General features: G+C 72.2%; 10 protein-coding genes. 1 reads left to right on the forward strand and 9 read right to left on the reverse strand.

Annotation, left to right across the window (positions count from 1 at the left end; genetic code table 11):
* Positions 1-144: 144 nt before the first annotated feature.
* Positions 145-1,473 carry an adenosylmethionine--8-amino-7-oxononanoate transaminase gene (gene bioA, locus ACFWV3_RS21125; RefSeq protein ID WP_382413103.1) on the forward strand — a complete coding sequence of 443 codons (1,329 nt, stop codon included), beginning with the start codon at positions 145-147 and terminating at the stop codon, positions 1,471-1,473.
* A gap of 209 nt (positions 1,474-1,682) precedes the next feature.
* Here the strand turns inward: bioA and ACFWV3_RS21130 are convergent, their stop codons facing one another.
* From ACFWV3_RS21130 to ACFWV3_RS21170, 9 genes are read right to left on the reverse strand one after another with little or no spacing between them, the layout of a single operon-like run.
* Positions 1,683-6,521, reverse strand: coding sequence for an amino acid adenylation domain-containing protein (locus tag ACFWV3_RS21130; RefSeq protein ID WP_382413104.1), 4,839 nt, complete (start codon positions 6,519-6,521; stop codon positions 1,683-1,685).
* Positions 6,522-6,533: 12 nt separating this feature from the next.
* Positions 6,534-6,743 (reverse strand): MbtH family protein, encoded by a 210-nt coding sequence (locus ACFWV3_RS21135; protein WP_382413105.1) that lies wholly within the window; start codon positions 6,741-6,743, stop codon positions 6,534-6,536.
* Positions 6,740-7,621, reverse strand: coding sequence for an NAD(P)-dependent oxidoreductase (locus ACFWV3_RS21140; RefSeq protein ID WP_382413106.1), 882 nt, complete (start codon positions 7,619-7,621; stop codon positions 6,740-6,742). Before ACFWV3_RS21140 ends, ACFWV3_RS21135 begins: the two co-directional genes overlap by 4 nt.
* An 11-nt stretch (positions 7,622-7,632) precedes the next feature.
* Complete coding sequence (locus ACFWV3_RS21145) at positions 7,633-9,174, reverse strand: acetolactate synthase large subunit (protein WP_382413107.1); 1,542 nt, start codon at positions 9,172-9,174, stop codon at positions 7,633-7,635.
* Positions 9,171-9,914, reverse strand: coding sequence for a TauD/TfdA family dioxygenase (locus ACFWV3_RS21150; protein ID WP_382413108.1), 744 nt, complete (start codon positions 9,912-9,914; stop codon positions 9,171-9,173). The genes ACFWV3_RS21145 and ACFWV3_RS21150 overlap by 4 nt, the downstream gene beginning before the upstream one ends.
* A gap of 15 nt (positions 9,915-9,929) precedes the next feature.
* Positions 9,930-11,168 carry an MFS transporter gene (locus ACFWV3_RS21155; protein ID WP_382413109.1) on the reverse strand — a complete coding sequence of 413 codons (1,239 nt, stop codon included), beginning with the start codon at positions 11,166-11,168 and terminating at the stop codon, positions 9,930-9,932.
* The gene (locus tag ACFWV3_RS21160) at positions 11,161-18,336 is read right to left on the reverse strand and encodes an amino acid adenylation domain-containing protein (protein ID WP_382413110.1); all 7,176 of its coding nucleotides are present in this window, start codon (positions 18,334-18,336) and stop codon (positions 11,161-11,163) included. The genes ACFWV3_RS21155 and ACFWV3_RS21160 overlap by 8 nt, the downstream gene beginning before the upstream one ends.
* Positions 18,333-24,584: an amino acid adenylation domain-containing protein gene (locus ACFWV3_RS21165; RefSeq protein ID WP_382413111.1), complete on the reverse strand. Its 6,252-nt coding sequence runs from the start codon at positions 24,582-24,584 to the stop codon at positions 18,333-18,335. The genes ACFWV3_RS21160 and ACFWV3_RS21165 overlap by 4 nt, the downstream gene beginning before the upstream one ends.
* Positions 24,581-24,772 carry an MbtH family protein gene (locus tag ACFWV3_RS21170; protein ID WP_382413112.1) on the reverse strand — a complete coding sequence of 64 codons (192 nt, stop codon included), beginning with the start codon at positions 24,770-24,772 and terminating at the stop codon, positions 24,581-24,583. Before ACFWV3_RS21170 ends, ACFWV3_RS21165 begins: the two co-directional genes overlap by 4 nt.
* Positions 24,773-24,803 lie beyond the last annotated feature (31 nt).

Consider the following 24,803-nt stretch of genomic DNA (forward strand, 5'->3'; position numbering starts at 1 on the left):
CCGTAAACGCAAACGGCAAGATTGACGCCCCGCGATTCCGGCGGCAAGGATGAGGTCATCATTCATCAACGACCCACGCCAGGCATTCCACCAACCGAATGCCGCGTTCGACTGGCATCACCTCGCCGAGACGGGATGAAAGCGATGAGCGTTGTTCACGACTGGCAGCTGCGGGACGAGAAAGCGGTCTGGCACCCGTACACGCAGCACCAGAATTGGATTTCCGACGACCCGCTGGTCATCGACCGCGCCGAGGGCGTGTGGCTGACGGACGTGTCCGGGCGCCGCTTTCTCGACGCGTGCAGCTCGCTCTGGGTGACCGCCTACCAGCACGGGGACCCGCGCATCAAGGCCGCCGTGGCCGAGCAGCTGGAGCGGCTGGACCACTCGTCGTTCTTCGGGGCGACGCACACGCCGGGAATTCGGCTGGCCGAGCGCCTGGTCGAGCTGGCGCCGACGTCCGCCGACAGCGCCGAGCGTCTTTCGAAGGTCTTTTACGGCAACGACGGCGCGTCAATGGTCGACGCGGCACTCAAGATGGCCTATCAGTTCTCCGTGCGCTCCGGAAAGCCGCGGGAGGTGATTCTGCATTTGGAGAGCTCGTTCCACGGAGACTCCATCGGCGCGTCGAGCATCATGGGTGGCGACCAGTCGCAGTCGGCTTACGGGCCGTTGCTGCTGAAGGTGCAGAAAACCGAGTCGCCCGGCCCGGTGGACGGGGAGGATCCCGTCGCCGCGGCGGCGCGGGCGATCGCCTCGCTGGAGTCGGCGCTCGCGGAGGTCGGCGGCCGGTGTTGTGCGCTGATCGTCGAGCCGATGATCCAGGGCGCCGGCGGGATGCGGCCGTACGACGCGAGTTTCCTGCGGGCGTGCCGTGCGCTGGCCGACCGGTACGGCTTCCTGCTCGTCTGCGACGAGGTGGCCGCCGGGGTCGCCAGGACCGGGCGGATGTGGGCCACCGAGCACGCGGGGATCGTGCCGGACATCATGTTGTGCGGCAAGGGGATCACCGGTGGCGTGCTCCCGCTGTCGGCGCTGCTGACGACGGACCGGGTGGCGAGCGCGTTCGCCGATTCGGACCCCTCGCTGATGTTCTTCCACGGGCACACGTACGCGGGCAACCCGCTCGCCTGCGCGGCGGCGCTGGAGAACCTCGCGATCGCGACCGAGCTCGACCTGTCCGCGGTGGCCAGGCAGAAGGGCGAGCTGCTCGGTGACCTGCTCGGGCCCGTGGCGAAGCACGACGCGGTGCGGGAGGTGCGCCGGCTCGGCGTGATGACCGGCATCGAGCTGGCCACGGACCGGCCGCGAGCGGGGTTCCAGGTGTGCCGGGCCGCGCAGGACCGCGGGGTCTGGATCCGTTCGCTGGGCAACACGCTGGTGCTCATGCCGCCGCTGGCGATCACGCCCGACGAACTCGAGCTCATGGCCGGCGCTGTGGAAGCGTCGCTGGACGACGTCTTCCCGAACTAGTGGCGCGTCTCGGAACGTCGGCGAGGTAATCCACGCTCAGCAGGGCGCCTCGCGGCACCGCCCCCACGCCCACGTACAACCAGTACGAAGACGTGGGGGCGGCACCACGATGCACCCGTCTGACCGCGCATTCCCCCGGCAACGTTCCGAGCCACACCACTAGCGAAAAGGCGGTGAGCGGTTCTCGCTCACCGCCTTTCTCGCAGCGGTCACACGGCGGCGTCGAGAAGGGCCGCGAGCTCGGCCGGCGTCGGCGCCTCGAACACCATCCGCACGGTCAGCTCCACACCGAGCTTGCCGCGCACCCGGCTCACCAGCCGGGTCACCAGCAGCGAATGCCCGCCCAGCTCGAAGAAGTTGTCGTGCACGCCCACCTCGGCGGCATCGAGGACCTCCACGAACAGGTCGCACACCACCGTCTCGTGGTCCGTGGTCGGTGCGTGCCGGGCCGTGCCGACCCTGGCCGGCTTCGGCAGCCTGGCCTGGTCGACCTTGCCGTTGGCGTTGACCGGCAACGCGTCCAGCACCACGAACGCCGACGGCACAACGGCTTCCGGCACCGCCGCGGCGACATGCCTGCGCAGGTCCGCCGGTGTCGGGGCGGGGCCTGACCGGTCGGGGACGACGTACGCGACCAGTCGCCGGTCCCCCGGCTGGTCCTCCCGCAGCACGGTGGCGGCCTGCCCGACGGCCGGGTGGGTCGTCAGCACCGAGTTCAGCTCGCCCAGCTCGACCCGCACGCCGCGGATCTTGACCTGGTCGTCGACCCGCCCGACCAGCTCGAGCGCTCCGCCGGGACGCCAGCGGCCCATGTCGCCACTGCGGTACATCCGCGTTCCCGGCGGGCCGAACGGGTTCGCCACCATCCGTGCCGCGGTCAGGCCGGGCTGCCCGAGATAGCCGTGCGCCACGTTGTTGCCCGCCAGGTACAGCTCGCCGACGACCCCGACGGGCACGGGCCGCAGGCGCTCGTCCAGCACGTAGACCTGGGTGTTCCAGATCGGCGGGCCGACGGTGGGCTGGCGCGGCCAGTCGCCGGGGTCGGCCGGCAGGGCGGCGCCGGTCACCCCGTGCGTCTCCGACGGGCCGTACTCGTTGTGCAGCACCAGATCCGGCCGCGCCGCGTGGAAGGCCCGGACCGCCGGGGTCAGCTGGAGCATCTCGCCGCCCTGCACGAGGTGCCGCAACGCCCGCAGCCCCAGGCCCTGCTCGGTCGCGGCCTCGTAGACCGCCGCCATGACCGCGTTGGTGGCGTAGAGCTCGGTGACGCGCTCCTCGTCGAGCCACCGGGCCAGGCGCGCCGGGTCCGCGCGGGTGTCGTCGTCGGGAACGCACAACGTCTTGCCGTTGATCAGCGCGGTGAGCATCTCGTGCTCCGACATGTCGAACCCGACGGCGCTGAACTGGGCCACCCGCGAGCCCGGCTCGTACGGCGCCTGGGTGGCGTGCCACAGCATCTCGTTGACCAGCACCTTGGCCGGGAGCACCACGCCCTTGGGCCGCCCGGTGGAACCGGACGTGTAGACCACGTAGTTCGGCGTGTCCGGTGTCAACGGCGACGGGCGGTCCTCCGCGACCGGGTTCGTCGCGGGCCGGTCGGCGAGGTCGTCCAGAACCACTGTGCCGAAGGGAGAAGAGCCGTCCGCGGTGAGAACGATCGCCGGACGGGCGTCCTCGATCATGAACCGGATGCGGTCGTCCGGATGGGCGGGGTCGATCGGCAGGTACGCGGCGCCGCACTTCAGCACGCCGACGAACGCCTCGACCTGCCGCGGGCCACGGCTCAGCAGGACACCCACGTGGTCACCGGGACCGATGCCGTGCGCCAGGAGCAGGTGCGCGATCCGGTTGGCCCGTTCGTTCAGCTCCGCGAAGGTGATCTCGCCTTCCACGGACCTGATGGCGACGGCCTGCGGTGTCGCGGCGACCTGCTTCTCGACCAGCTCGGGCAGGGTGGTGTCGGGCAGCGGGACCTCGGTCGCGTTCCACGTGTGCAGGACGTCCGAGCGTTCGGCGCCGACGAAGAGGTCCACTTCGGACAGTGGCAGGTCCGGCTCCGCGATCCAGCGTTCGACCAGCGCGGCGAACCGCGCCGCCAGCAACGATGCGGAGTCCGGCAGGTAGAGGTCGCCGGCGAACTCCAGCCTGCCGTCGATGCCCGCGAGCGACCCGTCGGCGCTCTGCCGCTCGGTGAGGTCGAACACGAGGTCGACCAGCGCCGCGCCGGTGAAGACGTCCGTCGTCTCGGCCACCAGGCCGGGCAACCGGAAGCCCTCGCCGTCCCTCTCCCCCGCCAGCAGCAGCATGACCTGGAACAGCGGGTTGCGGGCGAGCGACCGGCCGGGGTTGACCGCCTCGACGACGTCGTCGAACGGGACGTCCTGGTGGTCGAACGCGTCCAGGTCGGTCTTCCGGACCCGGCGCACCAGGTCGAGCAACGTGGGGTCGCCGGAGGTGTCGGTGCGCAGGACCACGGTGTTGGCGAAGAACCCGACCAGGTCGTCGAGCGCCGGGTCGCCGCGGCCGGACACCGGGGTGCCGATCGGGACGTCCGCCGCCACACCGAGTCTCGTCAGCACCGCGGCGACGGCGGCCTGGACGACCATGAAGACGGTGGTGCCGGTCCGCCTGGCCAGTGCGGCCGCGGCCCGGTGCGGCTCGGCCCCGATCGCGATCGGCACCGCTCCCCCGCGGCCCGTGGCCACCGGCGGCCGGGGCAGGTCCGCGGCGGGTGCGTCCTCCGGCAGGTCGCGCAGGGTCCGGCGCCAGAAGTCCAGCTGCCGGACGATCGACGGTGCCCGGTTGCCCGCGGGCCCCAGCAACCCGGCCTGCCACAGCGTGTAGTCCACGTACTGCACGGGCAACGGGGACCAGTCCGGTGCCTCGCCAGCCAGCCGGGCGGCGTACGCGTCGTGCAGGTCCCGTGCCAGAGGACGCATCGACCAGCCGTCGGTGCCGATGTGGTTCATCGTCAGCAACAGCACGTGCTCGCCGGGTCCCAGGCCGAACAACCGCACCCGCAACGGCAGGTCCGCGGCCAGGTCGAACGGTGTGTCGACCTCCTGCCGGATCGCGGCGTCCAGGTCGTCGGTGTGCTCGACCGGCAGGTCGACGTGCACCGCCTCGACCGGGAGCACGGTCTGGTGCGGAGTGCCCTGGTGTTCGGTGAACACCGTGCGCAGGGCCTCGTGCCGGGTGATGACGTCCGCCACCGCGGCTTCGAGGGCCGCGCGGTCCAGGTCGCCGCGCAGCCGGATGGCGGAGGGCAGGCTGTAGGTCGGCGACGCGCCCAGCTGGCCGAGGAACCACAGGCGTTGCTGTGCCGGGGAAAGCGGCACCAGGTCGGGTCGTTCCACCGGCCGGACCGCCGCACGGGCCGTCCCCCGCGCTCGCACCAGACCCGCCAGCAGTGCGGGGGTCGGAGCGTCGAAGACACCCCGGACGGTGACGTCGGCGTCGAGGCGGCCGACCAGCTGAGCGGCCAGCAGCGAATGCCCGCCCAGTTCGAAGAAGTTCGAGTGCACCCCCACTTCGGCCACACCCAGCACCTCGGCGAACAACGCGCACAGGCGCGCTTCCTCGGCGTTGCGCGGCGGGGTGATCGTGGCCGCCCCCTGAGGTTCCGGCAGGGCGGACCGGTCGAGCTTTCCGTTGCCGGTGAACGGAAGACGCTCCATCCGGACCACAGCGCGCGGTACCAGGTGCGACGGCAGCCGGTGGCCGAGCCACTCCCGGACGCGCTCCGCCGACTCCTCGGAGACGACGTACCCGACGAGCTCGCTGTCGCCGCTGCCGGCCCGGCGGACGACCACGGCGGCGGCCGAGACACCGGGATGTTCTTCCAGCGCGGCCCGGACTTCTTCCGGCTCCACGCGGATTCCCCGGATCTTGACCTGGTCGTCCGCCCGGCCCTCGAACCGCAGCTCGCCGTCGTGACTCGTCCGGACGAGGTCGCCGGTGCGGTACATCCGCCCGCCCGCCTCGAAAGGGCACGCGACGAACCGCTCGGCCGTCAGGCCGGGACGGTCCACGTAGCCGCGAGCCAGGCCGGCACCGCCGAGGTAGAGCTCGCCGACGGTCCCTTCCGCGACCGGCCTGAGCCGGTCGTCCAGGACGTAGGCCCGCATGCCGGCGAGCGGCCGCCCGATGGGCAGCACGCCTTCGTCCACATCGGACAGCTCCGCGGCGGTGGTCGTGATCGTGGTCTCGCTGAGCCCGTAGGCGTTGACGACCGGCACCGAGCAGTGCTGCCGCCACAGCCGCAGGTCGGCGGCATGGCCCGCCTCGCTGCCGATCACGGCCAGTCGCAGGCTGGCCGGCAGTGCCTGCCCGAGTCCGCGTGTCCACCGCGTCCAGTACGAGGTGGGCAGGTTGACCACCGTGACCTGTTCGCGCGCCAGCAAGGCCTCCAGGCGCGCGGGTGGCGGCACCGCCTCGGGCATCACCACGACCCGGCCACCGACCGCCAGCGTCGGGAAGAGCTCTTCGGCGTACACGTCGAACGCCACGTTGGCGAACTGCAGCACCCGGTCCTCAGCAGTCAGCGCGTACTTCCGCGCCACGGCGACCGCGTGGTTCGCGAGCGCACGACGCGGGACCGCCACCGGTTTCGGCTCGCCGGTCGAACCGGACGTGAACACGACGTACGCGAGGTCGTCGGGGTGCGCCGGGCGCGGTCCGGTCACGTCCCGCCCCGGCTTGACCACCTGCACACCAGCAGGTGCGGGTTCGTCGGTGACGATGAACCTCGCCCCCGCGGCGTCGACCATCCGTCGCACGCGTGGATCCGGCACGTCGGGGTCGAGCGGAAGGTAGGCGGCGCCGGACCAGAGCACCCCGAGCAGCGTGGCCGCGAGTCCGCTCCCCCTCGGCAGTCGCACCGCCACGACGTCGTCCGGCCGGACACCGGCCTGGAGGAGTGCCGCGGCGACCTCGCCCGCGGCGACACCGAGCTCGCGGTAGGTCAGCCGGCCGTCGTCCGCCGCGACCGCGATCGCGGAGTCGCCACGCAGGCGGATCTGTTCGTAGATGAGATGACCGACGTTCACTGCTCGCTCCTGTCAGCTCAGTTGTGCCCGGAGGCTGTTCGGTCGCAGGTCGGTCCAGTGCTCCTGGACGTGCGCCAGGCACGACTCGCGGCCGGCGAGTCCGAAGACGACGGTCCAGCCCGCGGGCACGTCCGCGAACGCGGGCCACAGCGAGTGCTGTCCCTCGGCGTTGACCAGCACGCGGAACTGCTCGTCCGCTGCGTCGAACGGGTTGGTGCTCAAGGACTTCTCCTTTCACCCGGGTCCAGTGCGGAGACGAGGTTGGCCAGCAACCCGGCCTCGGCCCTGCGCACCGACTCGGTGGTCCTGGCGGCGTAGAGCTCGTGCAGCTCGAGCCCGGGCAACTGCCGGGCGGTGGCGGACAGGCCGTGTCCCGCGCACAGGTCGAGGACGACCTTCCCGGTGCGGGCTCGTTGCCACTCGACCAGCGCGGTCTCGGCCATGGGCAGGCCGAGGGTCGTCAGGAGGACGACGGCGTCCGGCGGGATGATCTTCAACTCCTCCGGGCCGACGACGTGGCAGTAGGCGGGCGAATGGAAGGACAGGTAGTCGGTGGCCAGCACCTCGTGCAGCGGAGCCCACCGCGGCGTGCCCGCGGGTGTCTCGCGCGGCCTGGGGGTGTGAAACACGACGTCCATGCCCAGTGCCGTCGCGATCCGGCCGACGCCTTGCCCGACGTTGCCGTAGCCGACCATGCCGAGACGTCGTCCGGACAGCTCTCCGCGCGCAGGGGTGGCGTGCCGCGCCTGCAGGAGGAGTTGCTCGGCGATGAACTCGATCGTGCCGATGTCGCCATAACCGTGGATCGGCGAGACCGTGACGCCGTGCCTGCTCGCGTAGTCCAGGTCAACGCGATCGGTCGACGTGGCACGCAAGCCGATGTAGCGCAACGCGGGCAGCTGCGCCAGCCGTTCGGCGCCGAGCTCGTCCTTCCACCCGGCCAGGATTGCGTCCGTTGTGGCGAACGAACCTCGTACCGCCGAGGGCCATTCATCGAGGACCAACGGCGATCTCTCACTCATCGGCCGCAACCGCTCCATGAGCTCGGCGGACGGCCAGACCCCCGGCAGCACGGAGATCTGGGAGAACGTGGATGTCATCGCTCAGCACCTCACAACGCTGATACGGGCGGCACGACGGCCTCGATGAGATGGGGTCCCGGCTCGGCGAGCGCCTCCCGGAGCTGTCCCGCGAACCCCTCCGCGGTGTCGGCCCGTGTGGCGGGCACGCCCATCCCCGCGGCCAGCGCGACGAAGTCCACTCCCGAGATGTCGATGAACTCCCGCGCCCGCACCAGGTCCGCGTCGTCGAAGACACCGACCCGGCCCAGTTCGCCCGCCAGGATCGCGTAGGACGAGTTGTTCAGGATCACCGTGGTGACGTCCAGGCCCTCCCGTGCCTGCGTCCACAACGACTGCGGTGTGTACATCGCGCTGCCGTCGGCCGCGAAGCAGAGCACCGGCCGGTCGGGGCAGGCGAGTGCGGCGCCGGTCGCGACGGGCGTCCCCATGCCGATCGACCCGCCGGTGAGGCTGAGCCAGTCGTGCCACGGCGCACCGGCCGTCGCGGCCGGCAACCGCTGGCCCGAGGTCATGGACTCGTCGACCAGCACGGCACCTTCCGGCAACAAGGCACCGGCGACCGCGGCGACCGCGTCTGCCGTCAGTGCCCCGGTGGGCAGACTCGGACGTGCCGAAGGGCCGTCGTCCGGAACTGCCTCGGCCGCAAGCAGTTCGGCCAGGTACTCCAGTGCGGCCGGTGCCGGGCTGAGCTCGTGCACCTCCGTGTCCGGGGCGACGAGATCGCTCGGCTTTCCCGGATACGCGAAGAACGCGACCGGGGGCCGGGCACCGGCGAACACGACGTGCCGATGTCCGCGCAACGCGGCCAAGGCCTCGTCGACCGGGTACGGCAGTCGCGCCAGGTCCGGGATGCCTCCCCCGCGCTCGTGCCGGGCGGGAGACTTCTCCGCCAGCAGCGCGGCACCGGTCGCCCGTGCGATCCGGCTCGCCGCCCGCAGTCCGGCCCGCCGCATGTTCGCACCACCGACGAACAGCAGGCAGCCGTCCTGCTCCCGCAACACCTTGGCGATCCGCTCGACCTCGGCGGCGTCGAACTCGTCCTGCCCCGCCGCCGGGATCGGGGCCACGCTCGCCCCGTCCGACCAGCAGACGTCCGATGGCAGCACGAGAGTGGCCACTCCGGGTCCCGTGCGCGCGGCGACGACGGCCTCCGCCACGTCCCTGCCGACGTCCTCGACGCGCGTGGTCCGCCGCACCCAGGCCGAGACCGTGCCGGCCATGGCCTCGACGTCGGAGTCCAGCGGCGGGTCGAACGCCTTGTGGTACGTGGCGTGGTCGCCGACGAGGTTCACCAGCGGCGTGCCGGCCCGGCGGGCGTTGTGCAGGTTCGCCAGGCCGTTGCCGAGCCCCGGCCCGAGGTGCAGCAGAGTGGCCGCGGGTGTCCCGGCCATCCGGCCGTAGCCGTCGGCCGCCCCGGTCGCGACTCCCTCGAACAGGCACAGCACGTTGCGGATCGCGGGCCTGGCCGCCATCTCGGCGACCAGGTGCATCTCCGACGTGCCGGGGTTGGTGAAGCAGACCCCGATGCCGGCGGCACCGAGGGTCTCCACCACCACCTGGGCGCCGTTCATGCCGCGATCTGCACGCGCTTGAGGTGCCGTTGGGGGTCCTCGAAGGCGTTGCGGGAGTGCAACATCCGCCAGTTGTCCCAGACCAGGAGGTCACGCCGCCGGTAGCGGACCGCGATGTGGCTGCCGGCGAACAGCTCGTTGCCGCGGTCGAGCAACCGCCGGGCCACCTCGTCGCCGTCCGGGACGGCGAGGTAGTTGGTGGAGAACCGGAGGATCAGGTCGTCACCGCGTTCCTCCAGCACCGGGTGCTCCGCCGTGGGACGGACACCGTGGCGGGCGAGGCCTTCGGTGGAACCCCAGCGGTAGACGGTGTCCCGCAGGTGGGCGCGCTCGTCCTCGGTGAACTCGGCGAGGATGCGGTGACCGTCGAAGATCGTGGTCTCCCCGCCTTGTCCCGCAGGCGGGTTGACGCACCAGAGAGCGAGGTAGCGAGGCGGAGTTCCGTCGAACTCGTAGCCTTCCGTGTGCGGCGTCAACGCTCCGCGGTTCTGCCCGTGGTTGACGTCGTCCATCCCGCGTTCCGGCTTCACGTCCCCCACGAGCGTCCCGGTGGACGTGGGCTGGAACTCGCCCATCTCCTTCAGGAAAGCCACGTGGTCGAACGCCTCCGGAACGTCGACGACGTGCACGAACCCGTTGTTCCCCAGCAGTTGCCGGAACGAGTACCGCAGCACGCCGTCGGCGAGCCCGGTGCCGTTCATGTCCACACAGGACAGAACGCTGTCGGGACTCCTGGCCATGACATCCTCCTCGAATCAGGTGTTGTGGTGGGTCACGAGCTGGTCCTGCGCACTCGCGGCGCGGACCGATCTGTTCACCGTGGCGAAGACGGCCACGATCAACATGATCGAGGCGAACACCAGCAACGCACCGGTGGCGCCGACGTTCTCGTACAGGAAGGCACCGGTGAGCCCGGCGAGCGGCACGGGCGCACCGGCCACCAGGACCGCCGCGCTCTGCACCCGGCCCATCAGCTCGTCCGGGATCAGCACCAGCCAGCGCGCCATGATCACCGCGTTCCACACCGGCCAGACCGACAGCGTGAGACCGAGCAGCAGCCCCATCGACACGAAGTCGGTCGCCAGCACGAGTGCCGCGACCGCGGGAGCGCCGATCCAGGCGACGCCCGCGACGATCAGCCGCAGCGACGTGACCCGCTTCTGCACCAGCGGTGCCACCACGGAGCCCAGCACTCCCCCGGCGCCGCCGAGGGCGAGCACGAGGCCTATCTCGACCTCGGACATCCCGCGGCGTTGCGCGATGACGACGAGCAGCAGGAACAGGCCGTTGATGACGAAGTCGCTCGCGGAGACGAGCAACGCCGTCGTGCGCAGGAACCGGTTGCGCCAGAACCAGACGAGGCCTTCCTTCATCTCACGGCGCAGGTGCGGCGCCTCGGTCCGGCTGGGCGCGGGCAGCGGGGTGCGCAGGGCCAGCACGGTCAGCAACGAGCCCACGTACGCCAGGGCCTCGGCTGCGAAGGGCAGGAAGTTCCTGATCCCGAACAGCAGCCCGCCCAGCGGCTGGCCGGCGAGCTCCGTGCCGTAGGTGCGGGCCTGATTGAGCGCGATCGCCGTCGGCAGCTGCCGTTCGTCGTCGACGATCCTGCGCAGCGCGGCCGACTCGGCCAGCTGGAACGGGACCGCCAGCGTCGCGTCGACCGCCGCGACGACCACCAGGTGCGCGAACCGCACCTCGCCCAGGACCAGGGCCACCGCCACGCTGCCCGCGGCGACCGCCCTGCCGAGGTCGCACGTGAGCATCACCGCGCGCCGGTCGAGCCGGTCGACGTACGCGCCGGCGGGCAGCTGCAGCAGGACGAACGGCAGGTTGCCCGCCAGCGCGACGATCCCGGCCTTCACCGGCGACTCGGTGATCAGCAGCACCAGCAGCGGCAGGGCCACCGAGGACATCGTCGACCCGAGGGCCGACAACGCCTGGCCGAGCCACAGCAGCCGGAAGTCCCGGTTGTGCCGCAGGGCGCGCTCACTCACGCGTGCCCCAGAGCGTGGTCAGCAGCTCGGCCAGCAGGCCCACGTGCTCCGGCTCCATGACCTCGTAGTGGCCGCGCGGGATGACGTTCTCCGTGCGGGTCACGTCGGCCAGCAGGGGGTTCCACGAGTCGATGTACGTGGTCGCGTCGCTGTCCGGGACCACCTCGTGGTTCCCGCTCGCGACCTCCTGGCTGAACACGAGGTTCACCGGCCACTCGGCCTTGTACGGGTAGCCGTAGCCCAGGATCGCCTTGAGCAGGTTGTGCCAGCCCCGGACGCTCACCAGCCACTCGTCGTCGGTCAGCTCGTCCTGCGGCACCTCCGCCGCGAGCAGGCCCATCAGCAGGCCGAGCGCCTGGGCGCGGACCTGGTCGTCCGGCCCGGTCGCGCACAGCCGGCCAAAAAGGTCCTCGCACTCCTGGAAGTCGCGCAGCAGGTAGTCCAGGTCGGACACCGGGGCCACCGGGTCGAGCAGCGTCAGCGTGACGTCGTGGCCGGCCTCGGTGAGGAGCCGGGACATCTCCCAGGCGATCGGGCTGCCACTGCACCAGCCCATCAGGCGCACCTCGGACAGCGGCACGTCCAGCGAGTCGATGTAGTGGCGGGCCAGCACGTTCGCCGTCAGGCCGTCCGGGAACCGTTGCGCCCCTTCGTACTGGAACGCGACGACGGGCTGGTCGGCCGGCAGCTCGTCGGCGAGCTTGTCGTACCAGTGCGCGCTGCCGCCACCGGGGTGCACGCACAGCAGCGGCGGCCGGCTGCCCTCCCGGCGGAACCACACCAGCGGTCCCTCCGCCGGCTCGCCGTCGCCGGTGGTCACGGCTTCCGCGATGCCGGCGATCGTCCGCTTGCCCAGCACGTCGGCGCTGGAGACGGTGTGCCCGAGCGCGGTCGCGAGCTGCGACGCCAGCCGCACCGCCAGCAGCGAGTGCCCGCCGACCTGGAAGAAGTCGTCGTGCACGCCGGGCCGGTCGACGCCGAGGACCCGCTGCCAGACCTCCGCGATGGTCGTCTCGACGGCGTTCCGGGGCGGTACCAGGGGAGTCCGGCGGTCCTCCGCCACCTCGATCCCGGCCAGGGCCTTGCGGTCGAGCTTGCCGCTCTCGGTCCTCGGCAGGTCGTCGAGCCGGGCGATCCGGTCCGGCAGCAGGTACGCCGGCAGCCGGGCGCGCAGGAAGTCGTCGAGCCCGGCCTCGGTGACGGGGCTGCCGTCGGCCGCGGCGGCGAAGACGACCAGGCGGCGCAGGTCGGTGTCGCCCTGCACCACCGCGACCGCCTGGCGGACCTGCGGGTGGGTCTCCAGCACCGACTCGATCTCGCCGAGCTCGATCCGGTGCCCGCGCACCTTCACCTGCTGGTCGAACCGGCCGAGGAAGACGATGTCGCCGTCCTGGCGGCGGACCACGCGGTCGCCGGTGCGGTAGAGCCGCGCACCCGGCACGTCCCCGAACGGGTCCGGCACGAACCGGTCGGCGGTCAGGTCCGGGCGGGCGGCGTAGCCGCGGCCGACCGCCGGGCCGCCGAGGCACAGCTCGCCGGGCACGCCGATCGGGACCGGGTCGAGCATCCTGTCGAGGACGTACCCGGTGACGTTGCCGAGCGGCCGGCCGATGGTGATGCCCCGGTCGAGACCGGGGACGATCTCCGTGCCCGTGGTGAAGATCGTGCACTCGGTCGGGCCGTAGATGTTGAACAGCCGCACCCGGTGCGCCCACGTGCCGGCCAGCTGCGGCGGGAACTCCTCGCCGCCGACGGCCACCACCTCGAGGCTCGGCACCTGGTCGGGGTCGAGCACCGCCAGCGCCGACGGCACGGTGACCAGGTGCGTGACCCGGAACTCGGCGAGCTGCCTGGCCAGAACGTCCCCGACCGCGAGCACGTCCGGGTCGGGAACGCAGACGGTGCCGCCGTGCGCCAGCGCCTGGAAGATCTCCAGCAGCGCCATGTCGAACACGACCGGGGCGACCTGGGCGACCCGGTCGCCGGGCTTGACGTCCAGCCGCGCGGTCTGCGGGCCGACGAAGTTGGTCAGGCCGCGGTGGTTCAGCATGACGCTCTTCGGGGTTCCGGTGGAGCCGGACGTGCTGACCAGGTAGACCAGCGCCTCCGGGTCGGCCTCGACCGGCGCCTCGAGATCGGTGAAGTCGTCGAACCAAGCGGTGTCCACCGCTTGAATCCCGCCGGGGTCGATTTCGGGGCCTACCAGGAGAACCGCGCCGGACTCGCGCAGCAACGTCTCCCACCTGGCCCGTGGCTGCGTCGGGTCGAGGACGAGGAACGCGGCGCCGGCACGCAGGACGCCGATGAACGTGGCGATCAGCTCCGCACCCCGCGGCAGGTTGATCGCGACGACCGCCTCGCGCCCGATCCCGCGGGCCACCAGCCCGGCGGCCACCTGGCACGACCGCCGGCGCAGCTCGCCGTAGGTCAGCTCACGCCCGGTCTCGCACACGGCCGGTTCGCCAGCCCGGTCGACCGCCCAGCGGTCCAGGATCTCGACGATCGACTCGTCGGCGGGCACCTCGGGCCACACCGACAGGGCCAGGGCGCGCCGCCGGTCGGCCGGGTCGAGCTGACACTGCCGGGGGTCGCCGTGCGGTGCCGTCGCCATCGCCGTCAGCACCTGGGTGAACAGCCGGCCGAGCAGCTCACCGAACTCCGGCGCGACCCGTTCCGGACGGGCCGTGATCGCCACGCAGTCGTGCTCGGTGGACACCGCGATCGCGAACTCGTTCGGGCTGACGTCCTGGACGTCGTCGATCTCGACCAGGTCCTCGTCCAGCACGTGGAAGTCGAGGTAGTTGAAGATCGTGTCGATCAGCGGGACGTCCCCGCCCCAGTCGCGCTGCATCGTCGCCAGCGGGTAGTGGCGGTGCGACTGGATGGCGATCTCCTCGGCGAAGACGTCCCCGACGTACCGCACCCACGTGTCCGCGACCGCCGGTGCCGGGCAGGGCACGATGTTGATGAACATGCCCCGCACGTCGTCGCCCCGCAGGCGTTCCAGCCTGCCGTTGGTCACCAGGCCCGCGAAGAACGACTCCTGGCCCGCGGCGATCCCGAGGACCCGCAGGTACGCGGCGAAGAGGACCGTCTTGTACGGGACCCCCGCGAGCCGGGCGAGCTCCCGCAGACCGCCTTCGATCGCCTCGGTGGGCACGCGCACCTCGTAGTGCGGCGCCCCGGCCGGGCCCGACCAGAGCTCCGGCAGCGTCAGGCGGTCCCACTGCCCGGTGACCCGCTCGGCCCAGAACGCCCGGTCCCGCGGCGACCGGATCGCGGCCTGTTCCAGCGCGATGTAGTCCGCGTACCGCAGGGTGTCCGAAGTGGACTGCGCGGGAACCGTGCCGTCCTTGACCGCTTCGTAGGTCCGCAGGAGCTCCATGACGAACGAGTTGTGGCTCCAGCCGTCGAGGATCGGGTGGGACTCCACCACGCACAGCTGCCAGCGGTCGGGCGCCGACAGCACGACGTGCAGCCGCCACAACGGTGCCGCGGCGACGTCGAACACGTCGGCCCGTTCGGCGGAGACGACCTCCCACAGACGGGTGTCGTGTTCGTGTTCCGGCAGGCCCCGCAGGTCGGTGTACCGGATCTCGACCTCGCACCGCGCGTGCACCAGTTGCAGCGGCGTGCTGAAGGTCGCGAGGTCGAACGAGGTCCGCAGCACGTCGTGGCGCGTCGTCACGAGCTCGGCGGCCCGCTGCAACGCGTCGAGTGAGAACGTGTCCTTCTCCCGCACGGGATAGCTGGTCGCGTTGTGGTAGCGATGGACGTCGTCGTCGCGCAGCAGCTCGTACAGCATGCCGGCCTGCGCCCCGGCCAGCGGGTACGCGTCGACGACGCCGTCCGGCAGGCGGTCGCGGTCCTCGTCCGAGATCAGCGCGAACGGCGGCACCAGCTCCTCCGCCTCGACCGAGCCGCCCGCCAGTTCGGCGATCTCCTCGACGGTCTGGCGCCGGAACAGGTCGGCCACCGTGACGTCGAAGCCCTGTGCGCGCAGCATTCCCACCGCGCGCACGGCCCGGATCGAGTCGCCGCCCAGGGTGAAGAAGTTGTCCCGCGCTCCTACCCTGGGGACTTCGAGGACCTCGGCGAGGACCTCCGCGGCCGTGGTCTCCGGCGCCGAACGCGGTGCGACGTAGGCGGTCGTGGACTCCACCCGCGGTGCGGGCAGCGCTGCCCGGTCCAGCTTCCCATTGGCCGTCAACGGGATCCTCGGGATGCCGATGACCGCGACGGGCATCATGTAGCCGGGCAGCCGCGCCGCCGCGTGCCGCAGCACGTCCGCGGGGTCGAAGTCGCCCGCCGTGACCACGTAGCCGAAGACGCGTCCGTCACCGGGGCCCGACCAGGCCACGTCGACGACCGCCGCGGTCACGGCGGGGTGACCGGCCAGGGCAGCCTCGATCTCCCCGATCTCGATCCGGTGGCCGCGGATCTTGATCTGCTGGTCGGCCCTGCCGAGGTACTCGACCTCGCCGCCGGCGGTCAGCCTGCCGAGGTCGCCCGACCGGTAGAGCCGGGCACCGGGCTCGGTGCCGAACGGGTCGGGCACGAACCGGTCCGCGGTCAGCGCCGGCCGGCCGTGGTAGCCCCGCGCGACCCCGGCCCCGCCGACGTGGATCTCACCGGGCACGCCGATCGGCGCGGGCTGTCCGGCGGCGTCCAGGACGTGCAGCCGGACGTCAGCCAGCGCGCGACCGATCGGGCTGCGGCCCACTCCCGTGCGCACCTGGCACTCGGCGGGTGTCAACGTCCGGACGGTGGTGTGCACTGTGGTCTCGGTGATGCCGTACATGTTGATCATCGCGGGGGCGTCCGGACCCGCCAGGCGGAACCACGGCTCCAGCAGGCCGGGGTCGAGCGCCTCGCCACCGAAGACCACCGCCCGCACGGCCAGTCCGCCGTACTCACCCCGTTCCTCGAGCGCCTGGGTGAGCCCCGTGAACGCCGACGGCGTCTGGCTGAGCACCGTCACGCCCTCGTCGCCGAGCAGCCGGAGGAAGTCCTCGGGCGAACGGGAGATCTCGAACGGCACCTGGACGAGCCGGCTGCCGTGCACCAGCGCGCCCCAGATCTCCCAGACGGAGAAGTCGAAGGCGTACGAGTGGAAAGCCGTCCACACGTCGTCCGGGCCGGTCGCCAGTTCGAGGTCCAGCGCGCCGAACAGCCGCATGACGTTGCGATGCGTGACCATGACGCCCTTGGGCAGACCGGTCGACCCCGAGGTGTACATGACGTACGCGAGATCGTCCGGGCTCACGACGACATCGAGGTCGTCCGTGGCGTACGCCCCGAGCACGTCCTGCGTCGCGGCGTCGTCGAGGACGACGGTCTGCGCGTCGAGTCGCCGGGGCAGCTGGGACTCGGTGAGGACGAGCCGGGCCGCCGCATCACCGATCATGAAGTTGACGCGGTCCTCCGGCTGCTCCGGGTCGAGCGGGAGGTACGCCGCTCCGGTCTTCAGCACCGCGAGCAGCGCGACGACCAACGTCGGGCCGCCGGTCAGCCGGACGCCGACCAGCTCACCCGGTCCGGCACCGAGCTCCCGCAGGTGGCGGGCGAGCTGGTTGGCCCGTCCGTTGAGGTCCTGATAGGACAGTCGAGTGGCACCCCAGGTCACCGCGGTGCGCTCGCCCAGCTCGGCGGCGCGCCGTGCGACCGCGTCGTGGATCGCGTCGCCGACCGGGATCGAAGCCGCCGCAACGGTGTCCCCGCGGTCGAGGGCGGTGGTGAAACCGAGCAGGGACACGGGCGTCTCCGGCTGCGCGGCGAGCGCGGCGACCAGTGCCTCGAAGTGCCTGGCCATCCGGTGGACGGTGGCCTGGTCGAACAGGGCGGCCGGGTAGACGATGTCGCCCGTCCAGTCGCCCTCCGCGGTCACGGTGACGGCGAACGAGAGGTCGAACTTGGCCGCGATCCAGTCGACGTCCACAGGCGTCCCGGTCAGCCCGGTCATCGCCACGTCCTCGTCGTCGCCCTCCGCCACGGTGAGGCTCACCTGGAACAGCGGGTTGCGCGAGAGGTCCCTGTTCGGCCGCAGCTCGGTGACCAGCCAGTCGAAGGGCACGTCCTGGTGGGCGTACGCGTCCACGGCCGTGGCCCGCACCTGGTCGAGCAGGCCGGTGAAGGACGGGTCGGCCGCCAGGTCGGCGCGCATGACCAGCATGTTGCCGAAGTAGCCGATCGTGTCGGCCAGGTCGGCCCTGGGCCGTGACGCGGACGGCACGCCCACGGCGACGTCCTGCTGTCCCGTGCACCGGCCGAGGAACGTGTGCACCGCGGCGAGCAGGGCGTGGAAGGCCGTCGCACCGGCTTCCCCTGCTTTCGCCCGCACCGCGTCGGCCACCACCGCGGGGATGACGAACCCCTCCGAACCGCCGGCGGGCTGCCACTCGGCCGGATGGGGCCGGTCGGTGAACAACGCCAACGCGTCGAGCCCGGCCAGTTCGGTGCGCCAGTACTCCAGCTGTCCCTGGCCGGCGCTCCCCCGGATCCGGTTGCGCTGCCAGCGCGCGTAGTCGCCGTACTGCGTGCGCACCTCGGGCAGCGACGGCGGCCGGGACTCGACCTTCGCCGAGTACAGCTCGGAGATCTCGCGCAGCAGCAGGCCGGTGGACCAGTCGTCGAACGCGATGTGGTGCACGCAGACCACCAGCACGTGGCTGTCCGGGCCGAGTGCCACCAGGTGGGCCGTGATCGGGTGGTCGCGGCGCAGGTCCACGGGTGTCCGGGTCAGGTCGGCGATCGCGGACTGGAGGCCGGCCTCGTCGCACGCGGTCCGGTGCAGGGGTACGGGTGCGGGTTCGTCGATCACCTGAACCGGCTCGCGACCGTCGAGGACGTACCGTGTGCGCAGGACCTCGTGGCGTGCGACCACCGCGGTGAGCGCGTCGGCCAAAGCACGTTCGTCGAGCTCACCGTCCAGCCGGATCGCCATCGGCACCAGGTACTCGTCCTGGCCGGGGCGCAGCTGGTCCAGCAGCCAGAGCCGTTGCTGGGCGAAGGACAGCGCGAGTGGCCGCGAGCGGGAGAGCTTCGGGATCTCGTCCGCAGCGGACCGAGCGGGTGCCCGGCCGGCCAGCTGCCGTTCCAGCAGTGCCTTGCGCAGATCGGCGAGCGTGCGCCCGGAAGTGAGCCCCGTGGGCTGTGCGTCGGTCGTCATCGCTGGTCGGCCTCCAAGTTCTCGGTTGCTAGTGCCATGACCTCGGCATCGGAAAGACCGGCGAAGGCCGCTTCGACCTCGGCGCGGATCGCGGCGGCGAGCGCCTCGACCGTGGTCGCCGTGAAGAACCGGTGCAGCGGGAGCTCGACCCCGAACACCTGTTGTGCCCGCATGGACACCCGTGTCGCCGACAGGGAGTGGCCGCCTAGCCGGAAGAAGTCGTCCGCGGGCCCGATGCCGGACACGCCGAGGACGTCGGCCCAGATCCGGGCGACCGCCTGTTCGGTGGGGTCCATCGGACGGGCTTCCGCCTGCCTGTCGGCGAAGACGGGTTCCGGCAGCCGTGCGCGGTCCACCTTCCCGTTGGGCGTCAACGGGATCTCCTCAACGAGGGTCACCGCGGCAGGAACCATGTGCTGCGGGAGTCGTTGCCGGACATGCGCACGGACGGCGTCGGCTCCGGTTCCCGCGTCCACGACGACGTAACCCAGCAGGCACTCCTCGCCGGTGGGCAGGCAGCCGGGAACCACGACGGCTGACCGCACTCCGGAACAGGCGGACAGCACCGACTCGATCTCGGCCGGTTCGATGCGGAACCCGCGGATCTTCACCTGCCGGTCGGCGCGGCCGAAGAACTCGACGACGCCGTCCGGCCGGACGCGGACCAGGTCGCCGGTGCGGTACAGCCGGGCCCCCGGCGCCCCGGCCGGGTCCGGCACGAACCGGTCGGCGGTCAGGTCCGGCCGGTCCAGGTACCCGCGGGCGACTCGGCGGCCACCGACGTACAGCTCGCCGATTGCGCCGGGGACGACCGGGCGCATCGCCGGGTCGAGCACCGCCAGCCGGGTGCCGGGCAGCGGCCGTCCCAACGGGAGGGCTCCACCCCCTGCCCGCGCGGCCTCCTGCTCGTCCACGACCTGGAACGTGCACGCGACCGTCGCCTCGGTCGGCCCGTACGTGCAGCCGAACTCCCCCGGTACGCCCAGTTCGTGCCATGCCGAAGCGTCCACGCCGGTCACCACGTCACCGCCGACGCTCATCAACCGGAGCCGGGCGAGCCGGGGATCACCAGGCCGTGCCGCGCGGCGCAGCTCCCGGTAGTAGACCGGGGTGACGTCCACGACGGTGACGCCGTGGTCGTGGATGTCCTGCACCATCCGCTCCGGCGTGACCGCCCGCGCGTCGAGCACGACCACCGCGGCCCCGCTGACCAGTGGCGCCATCATCTGGTCCATCGAGGCGTCGAAGCTCAGCGACGCGAGCAGGGCCAGCCGCTCCCCCGGTCCGAGCCGGTACGCCCGCGCCATCACCTGGCAGTGGTGGGAGAACGAGGCGTGGTCGACCACCACGCCCTTGGGACGGCCGGTCGAGCCGGACGTGAAGATCAGGTAGGCGAGGTCTGCCCGTGGTGCCGGCAGGGGCCGGGGCGACTGCGCGGCGATCGCGGCCGCGTCCCGGTCGAGGTCGATCACCGGCACGCCGTAGCGGACCGTGCCTGTCGCGATCACGACGACCGGTGCGGTCTCCTCGATCACCGAGTCGATCCGGTCCTGCGGTTCCGCCTCGCTGATCGGGAGGTGGACGGCGCCGCACCTGAGCACGGCCAGGAGGGACATGACCGTCCACTCCGTCCGTCCTACTTGGACAGCGACCGTGGAACCGGGCACCACGCCTTGCGCGACCAGGTGCCGCGCGAGCTGGTTGCTCCGCTCGTCCAGCTCCCGGTACGTCAGCGTCCCCGCCGGGCCCGTGACCGCGACCGCGTCGGGCCGGTTCATCGCGTGCTCGGCGAAGATCTCGGTCACCGGCCGCGGATCGTCGTCGTGGCCGGCGGTCCGCTCGGCCCGCTCGGCGTCCGTGCGGAGGTCGAAGCCGGCGAGGTCCGCCTCCGGCTGCCCGGCCGCCGCGGCCGCGAGCCGCACGAACCGCTCGGAAAGCCGGGTGATCGTGGCGGGCTCGAACAACGCCGTGGCGTACTCGAACTCGCCGGTCCAGCTGCCGTCGGGGTTGGGGCGCAGGGACAGGCTCAGGTCGGCCACGGCCGAACGCGCGGTCAGTTCGAGCTCCTGCACGGAAAGCCCGTCCAGTGGCAACGCCGGCGCGGCCTCGTCGAGCACCTGGAACATCACGTCGAAGACGGGTGTCCTGGCCGGGTCACGGCTCAGGCCCAGCGCGGCGACCACGTCGTCGAACGGCGTGTGCCGGTGTTCGTACGCGTCGACCAGCAGCGTCCGCACCGACTCGAGGAGCGTGAGGAAGCTCCCGCCCACCTCGGGCACGCGCAGCGCCATCGTGTTGACGAAGCACCCGATCAGCGCGTCGGCTCCGGCACCGTCACGTCCGTCGACCGGGGTGCCGACCACCACGTCGGACTGCCCCGTCACCCGGCTCAGCAGCGCCGCGTACAGCGCGAACCAGGTGGCGAACGCGGTCGCGCCGGCCGACCGTCCCCGGTGGACCACGTCGCCGGGCAGGCGGAACGAGCACACCGCGCCCGCGGGGTCGCGCACCTCGGGCCGCGGCCGGTCGACCGGCAGGTGCAGCGGGGTGGTCCCGGACAGCGCCGAGGTCCAGAAACCCAGTCCGCGCACCAGGTCCCGCGTGCTCTCCCAGGCGGCGTGGTCGGCGTACTGCCACGTCAGCGGCGGGAGTTCCGCCTGGCGGTAGAGCTCGGCCAGTTCCGTGCCGATGATGTGCCACGACCGGCCGTCGCAGGCGATGTGGTGGGTCAGGACGAGCAGGACGTGGTCCTCGGCGGCGATGCGCACCAGCGCGAGCCGGAACTGGTGGTCGCGGGCCAGGTCGAAGCCGTGCGCCGTCAGGCCGGCCAGCACCTGCTCGACCGGACGCCCGCCCGGGTCGACGACGTCCAGCGCGACGGCGCCGGGTTCGTCGACGACCTGCACCGGGTCGCCGTGGTCGGCGACGTAGCGCGTGCGGAGGATCTCGTGGCGCTCTGCGAGGCTGTCGGCCGCGCGCTGGAGAGCGGTGACGTCCAGGCCGCCCTTGATGACGTACGTCATCGGGACGAGGTACTCCTGGCGCGACACGTCGAGCTGGTCGAGCAGCCACAGCCGGCGCTGAGCCGCGGACAGGACGAGGGGTGCGCCACGGTCGGCCTTGTGGGTCGACGTGCCGGAGTGCGCGGTGGCGCTGCCGAGCTGCACGGCGAGCGCGGCGGGCGTCGGTGCGGTGAACACGGCCTTCACCGGCAGGTCGACGCCCGCCGTGTCGCGAAGCCTCGCCACCAACCGGATCGCTGCCAGCGAGTGGCCGCCGAGCCGGAAGAAGTCGTCGTGCACCCCGACCCCGGTGACGCCCAGCACCTCGGAGAACGCCTCGGCCACGGTGGCCTCGGCGGCGGTCCGCGGCGCGACGACCTCGGCTCCGGACGTCGGCCGGGTCCGCGGCGGCGTGGGCAGCGCGGCGTGCCGCACCTTCCCGGACGGCGTCAGCGGCAGCTCGGCCAGCGCGACGATCGCGGTGGGGACCAGGTGAGCGGGCAACCGGTCCCGGAGGAACTCGCCGATGCCGTCGTCGGACCCGGCCGCGACGTACGCGACCAGCTCCGCGTCGCGTGCCACGACCACGGCGTCGTGGACCCGCGGGTGGGCGAGCAGCGCCGCCTCGATCTCCGCGGGCTCGACCCGGTGGCCGCGGACCTTGACCTGGCGGTCCACCCGGCCGCGGAACTCGAGGACCCCGTCGGCGCGACGGCGGACGACGTCGCCCGTGCGGTACATCCTGGCCCCGGCCTCGTCGGTGAACGGGTCGGGCAGGAAGCGCTCCGCCGTCACGTCCGGCTGGTCGTGGTAGCCCGTGGCCATCCGGCGGCCGCCGAGGAACAGCTCGCCCGGCACACCGACCGGGACCGGTTGGAGGGCGCCGTCGAGGACGTAGGCCCGCGTGCCCGCGACCGGCCGGCCGATGGGGACGACGTTCTCCCCGGCGAACGCGTCCGGCGTGTCCAGCACGGCACAGGTGACCGTCGACTCGGTCGGGCCGTAGCAACACGTGAGCCGCGCGGTGAAACCACCGTCGCGCCAGCGCCGGATGTCGCTGCCGCGCACGACGTCCCCGCCCAGGTTCACCAGTTCGACCGACGCCAGCCGCGGGTCCCGCACGGCCGCCCGGCCCACCAGTTCCCGGTAGTACAGCGGAGTCACGTTGAGGTGCGTGACCTGGTGCCGCCGGATGCCGTCGAGGAGCTGGTCTGCGCTCAGGCTGCGGGGATCCAGCGGGACCACGCGGGCACCGCGGACGAGCGCGGTGAGGATCTGCTCCAACGACACGTCGAAGCCGATGGCCGCGACCAGCGCCACGCGGGAGCGTTCGGTGATCCGGTACTCGGCCGAGATGACCTGCAGGTGCTCGCCCAGTGCCGCGTGGGAGATCCGCACTCCCTTGGGCTTTCCGGTCGAGCCCGACGTGTAGGCGATGTAGGCGGTGTCCGACGGGTCGATCCGCACCGCGGACAGGTGGTCGCGATCGGCGGGTGCGCGCTCCGCCTCGACGTCGAGCGCCGGTGCGCCGAGGTTCCCGAGCCCGCGGCTCACGACGACCGACCGCGCCCCGGCGTCGGCGACGAGCTCTCGCAACCGTTCCGACGGCTGCGCGGGGTCGAGCCACAGGACCGTCGCTCCCGACGCCATGACGCCGAGCAGTGCGGGCACCAGGTGCGGACCCCTGCGCACGCAGACCCCCACCACGGACCCGCGGCCGACGCCCTCCTGTGTCAAGGCATGAGCGACGTTGTTCGCCGCGTCGGCGAGGGCTTGGTAGCCAAGACCTTCCTCGACCGCGATGGCGTCCGGACGCAGGCGCACCTGCCGCGCGACCAGTTCCACCGCCGAGACTTCCTCGACGTCGGCCGGCCGGTGGTCCATCTCGTCGCGCTGACGCTCCACAGTGGACAGCGGAGTCTCTGCGACGCGCCGGCCGGGCCGGGCGACCGCGCTTTCGGCGAACTGCCGGAGAAGCCCGGCGAACCGCTCGACCGTCGCCCGGTCGAACAGCGCTGTCGCGTACTCGAAGTAGCCGGACAACCCGCCGTTCTCGTTGTCCCACAACGCGAGCGTCAGGTCGACCTTGGCGTCCGACGGCGGCGCGGTGATCTCCTCGAAGCGCAGGCCGGTGGGCGCGAACGAGCTGCCGGACCCCTCCTCCAGCACGAACATGACCTGGAACAGCGGGTTGCGCGCGAGGTCGCGATCCGGCCCGACGCGGTCGACGAGCAGGTCGAACGGGACGTCCTGGTGCTCCATGGCCGCCAACGACGTCTCGGCGGTGTCGCGGAGCAGGTCCCGGAAGGTGGTGCGTTCGCCCACCTTCCCCCGGATGACGACGGTGTTGGCGAACAGGCCCACCATGGCGTGGGTCTGCTCGTCCGTGCGGCAGGCCACCGGCGTGCCGACGCAGATGTCGGTGTCGCCGCTGAGCCTCGCGAGCAGGCCGGTGAACGTGGCGAGCATCGTCATGAACCGGCTGGCCCCGGCGGTGCGGCCGAGTGCGGTCAGGTCCGCCACCAGGCCGGCGGGCAGCTCGACGGGCACGTGGTCGCCGCCGGGACGCCACACCGGCGGGCGGGCGTGGTCCAGCGGCAGGTCCAGAACGCCCACGCCGTCGAGCTGCCGCTCCCAGTACTCGATCGCCCCGCCGACGCGTTCGCGTGCCGCGTGGTCGGCGTAGTCGAACACGACCGGGCTCAGCGCGGGCGGCACGCCGGCCACCGCGGCGTCGTAGAGAGCGCTGAAGTCCTCGCCGAGGACGTACCCGGACCACTCGTCGAACGCGATGTGGTGCACGGTGAGCGCCAGGACGTGGTCGTCGGCCGCCAGCCGCAGGAGCGTCCACCGGATCGGGTGTTCGGCCGTCAGGTCGAACGGCGTCCGGTGATCACGCGCGAGCACCTCGCGGACGCCCGGCTCGTCACCTGGCAGGTCCACCACGGTGAGCACCGGCGCCACCTCGCCGGGAGCGTCGACCACCCGTCGTGGTTCGCCGCCCTCGGTGCGGTACCGGGACCGCAGCACCTCGTGCCGCCGGTGCAGGCCGGTGATCGCGGTGCGCAGCGCCGCGTGGTCGAGCGGGCCGCGGACGCGGAACACGTGCGGCAGGAGGTACCCGGTGGATCCCGGGTGCAGCTGGTCGAGGAACCACATCCGCCGCTCGGCGAACGAGAGCGCGGTGCGGTCCTCTGCCCGTCGCCACCGGAGGTCCACCGACGCGGGCGCGTCGGTGGTGGTCATCGCGCGGCCTGGCGGACGCTCAGCGGCCGCATGTCCGTCCACACCTCGCTCACCCGCGCGAGGCACTCTTCGCGGGACCCGGTCGTTCCCTCCGCCGACCAGCCGGGCGGCAGCGGACGCGCGGCCGGCCACAGCGAGTACTGCTCCTCGTGGTTGCGGACGACCTGGTAGATCAGATCCTCGGACATGGCTCCACTCCATCGTTCTCGGCGGGGACTG

Source organism: Lentzea sp. NPDC059081, from assembly GCF_042738015.1.
In the GTDB taxonomy this organism is placed as follows: domain Bacteria; phylum Actinomycetota; class Actinomycetes; order Mycobacteriales; family Pseudonocardiaceae; genus Lentzea.

What these genes read in the sequence shown, in the direction of transcription:
- ACFWV3_RS21160 (WP_382413110.1), bottom strand. Translation starts at nt 18,336, where the DNA reads ATGACGACCGACGCACAGCCCACGGGGCTCACTTCCGGGCGCACGCTC.
- ACFWV3_RS21140 (WP_382413106.1), bottom strand. Translation starts at nt 7,621, where the DNA reads ATGACATCCACGTTCTCCCAGATCTCCGTGCTGCCGGGGGTCTGGCCG.
- bioA (WP_382413103.1), top strand. Translation starts at nt 145, where the DNA reads ATGAGCGTTGTTCACGACTGGCAGCTGCGGGACGAGAAAGCGGTCTGG.
- ACFWV3_RS21170 (WP_382413112.1), bottom strand. Translation starts at nt 24,772, where the DNA reads ATGTCCGAGGATCTGATCTACCAGGTCGTCCGCAACCACGAGGAGCAG.
- ACFWV3_RS21165 (WP_382413111.1), bottom strand. Translation starts at nt 24,584, where the DNA reads ATGACCACCACCGACGCGCCCGCGTCGGTGGACCTCCGGTGGCGACGG.
- ACFWV3_RS21145 (WP_382413107.1), bottom strand. Translation starts at nt 9,174, where the DNA reads ATGAACGGCGCCCAGGTGGTGGTGGAGACCCTCGGTGCCGCCGGCATC.
- ACFWV3_RS21150 (WP_382413108.1), bottom strand. Translation starts at nt 9,914, where the DNA reads ATGGCCAGGAGTCCCGACAGCGTTCTGTCCTGTGTGGACATGAACGGC.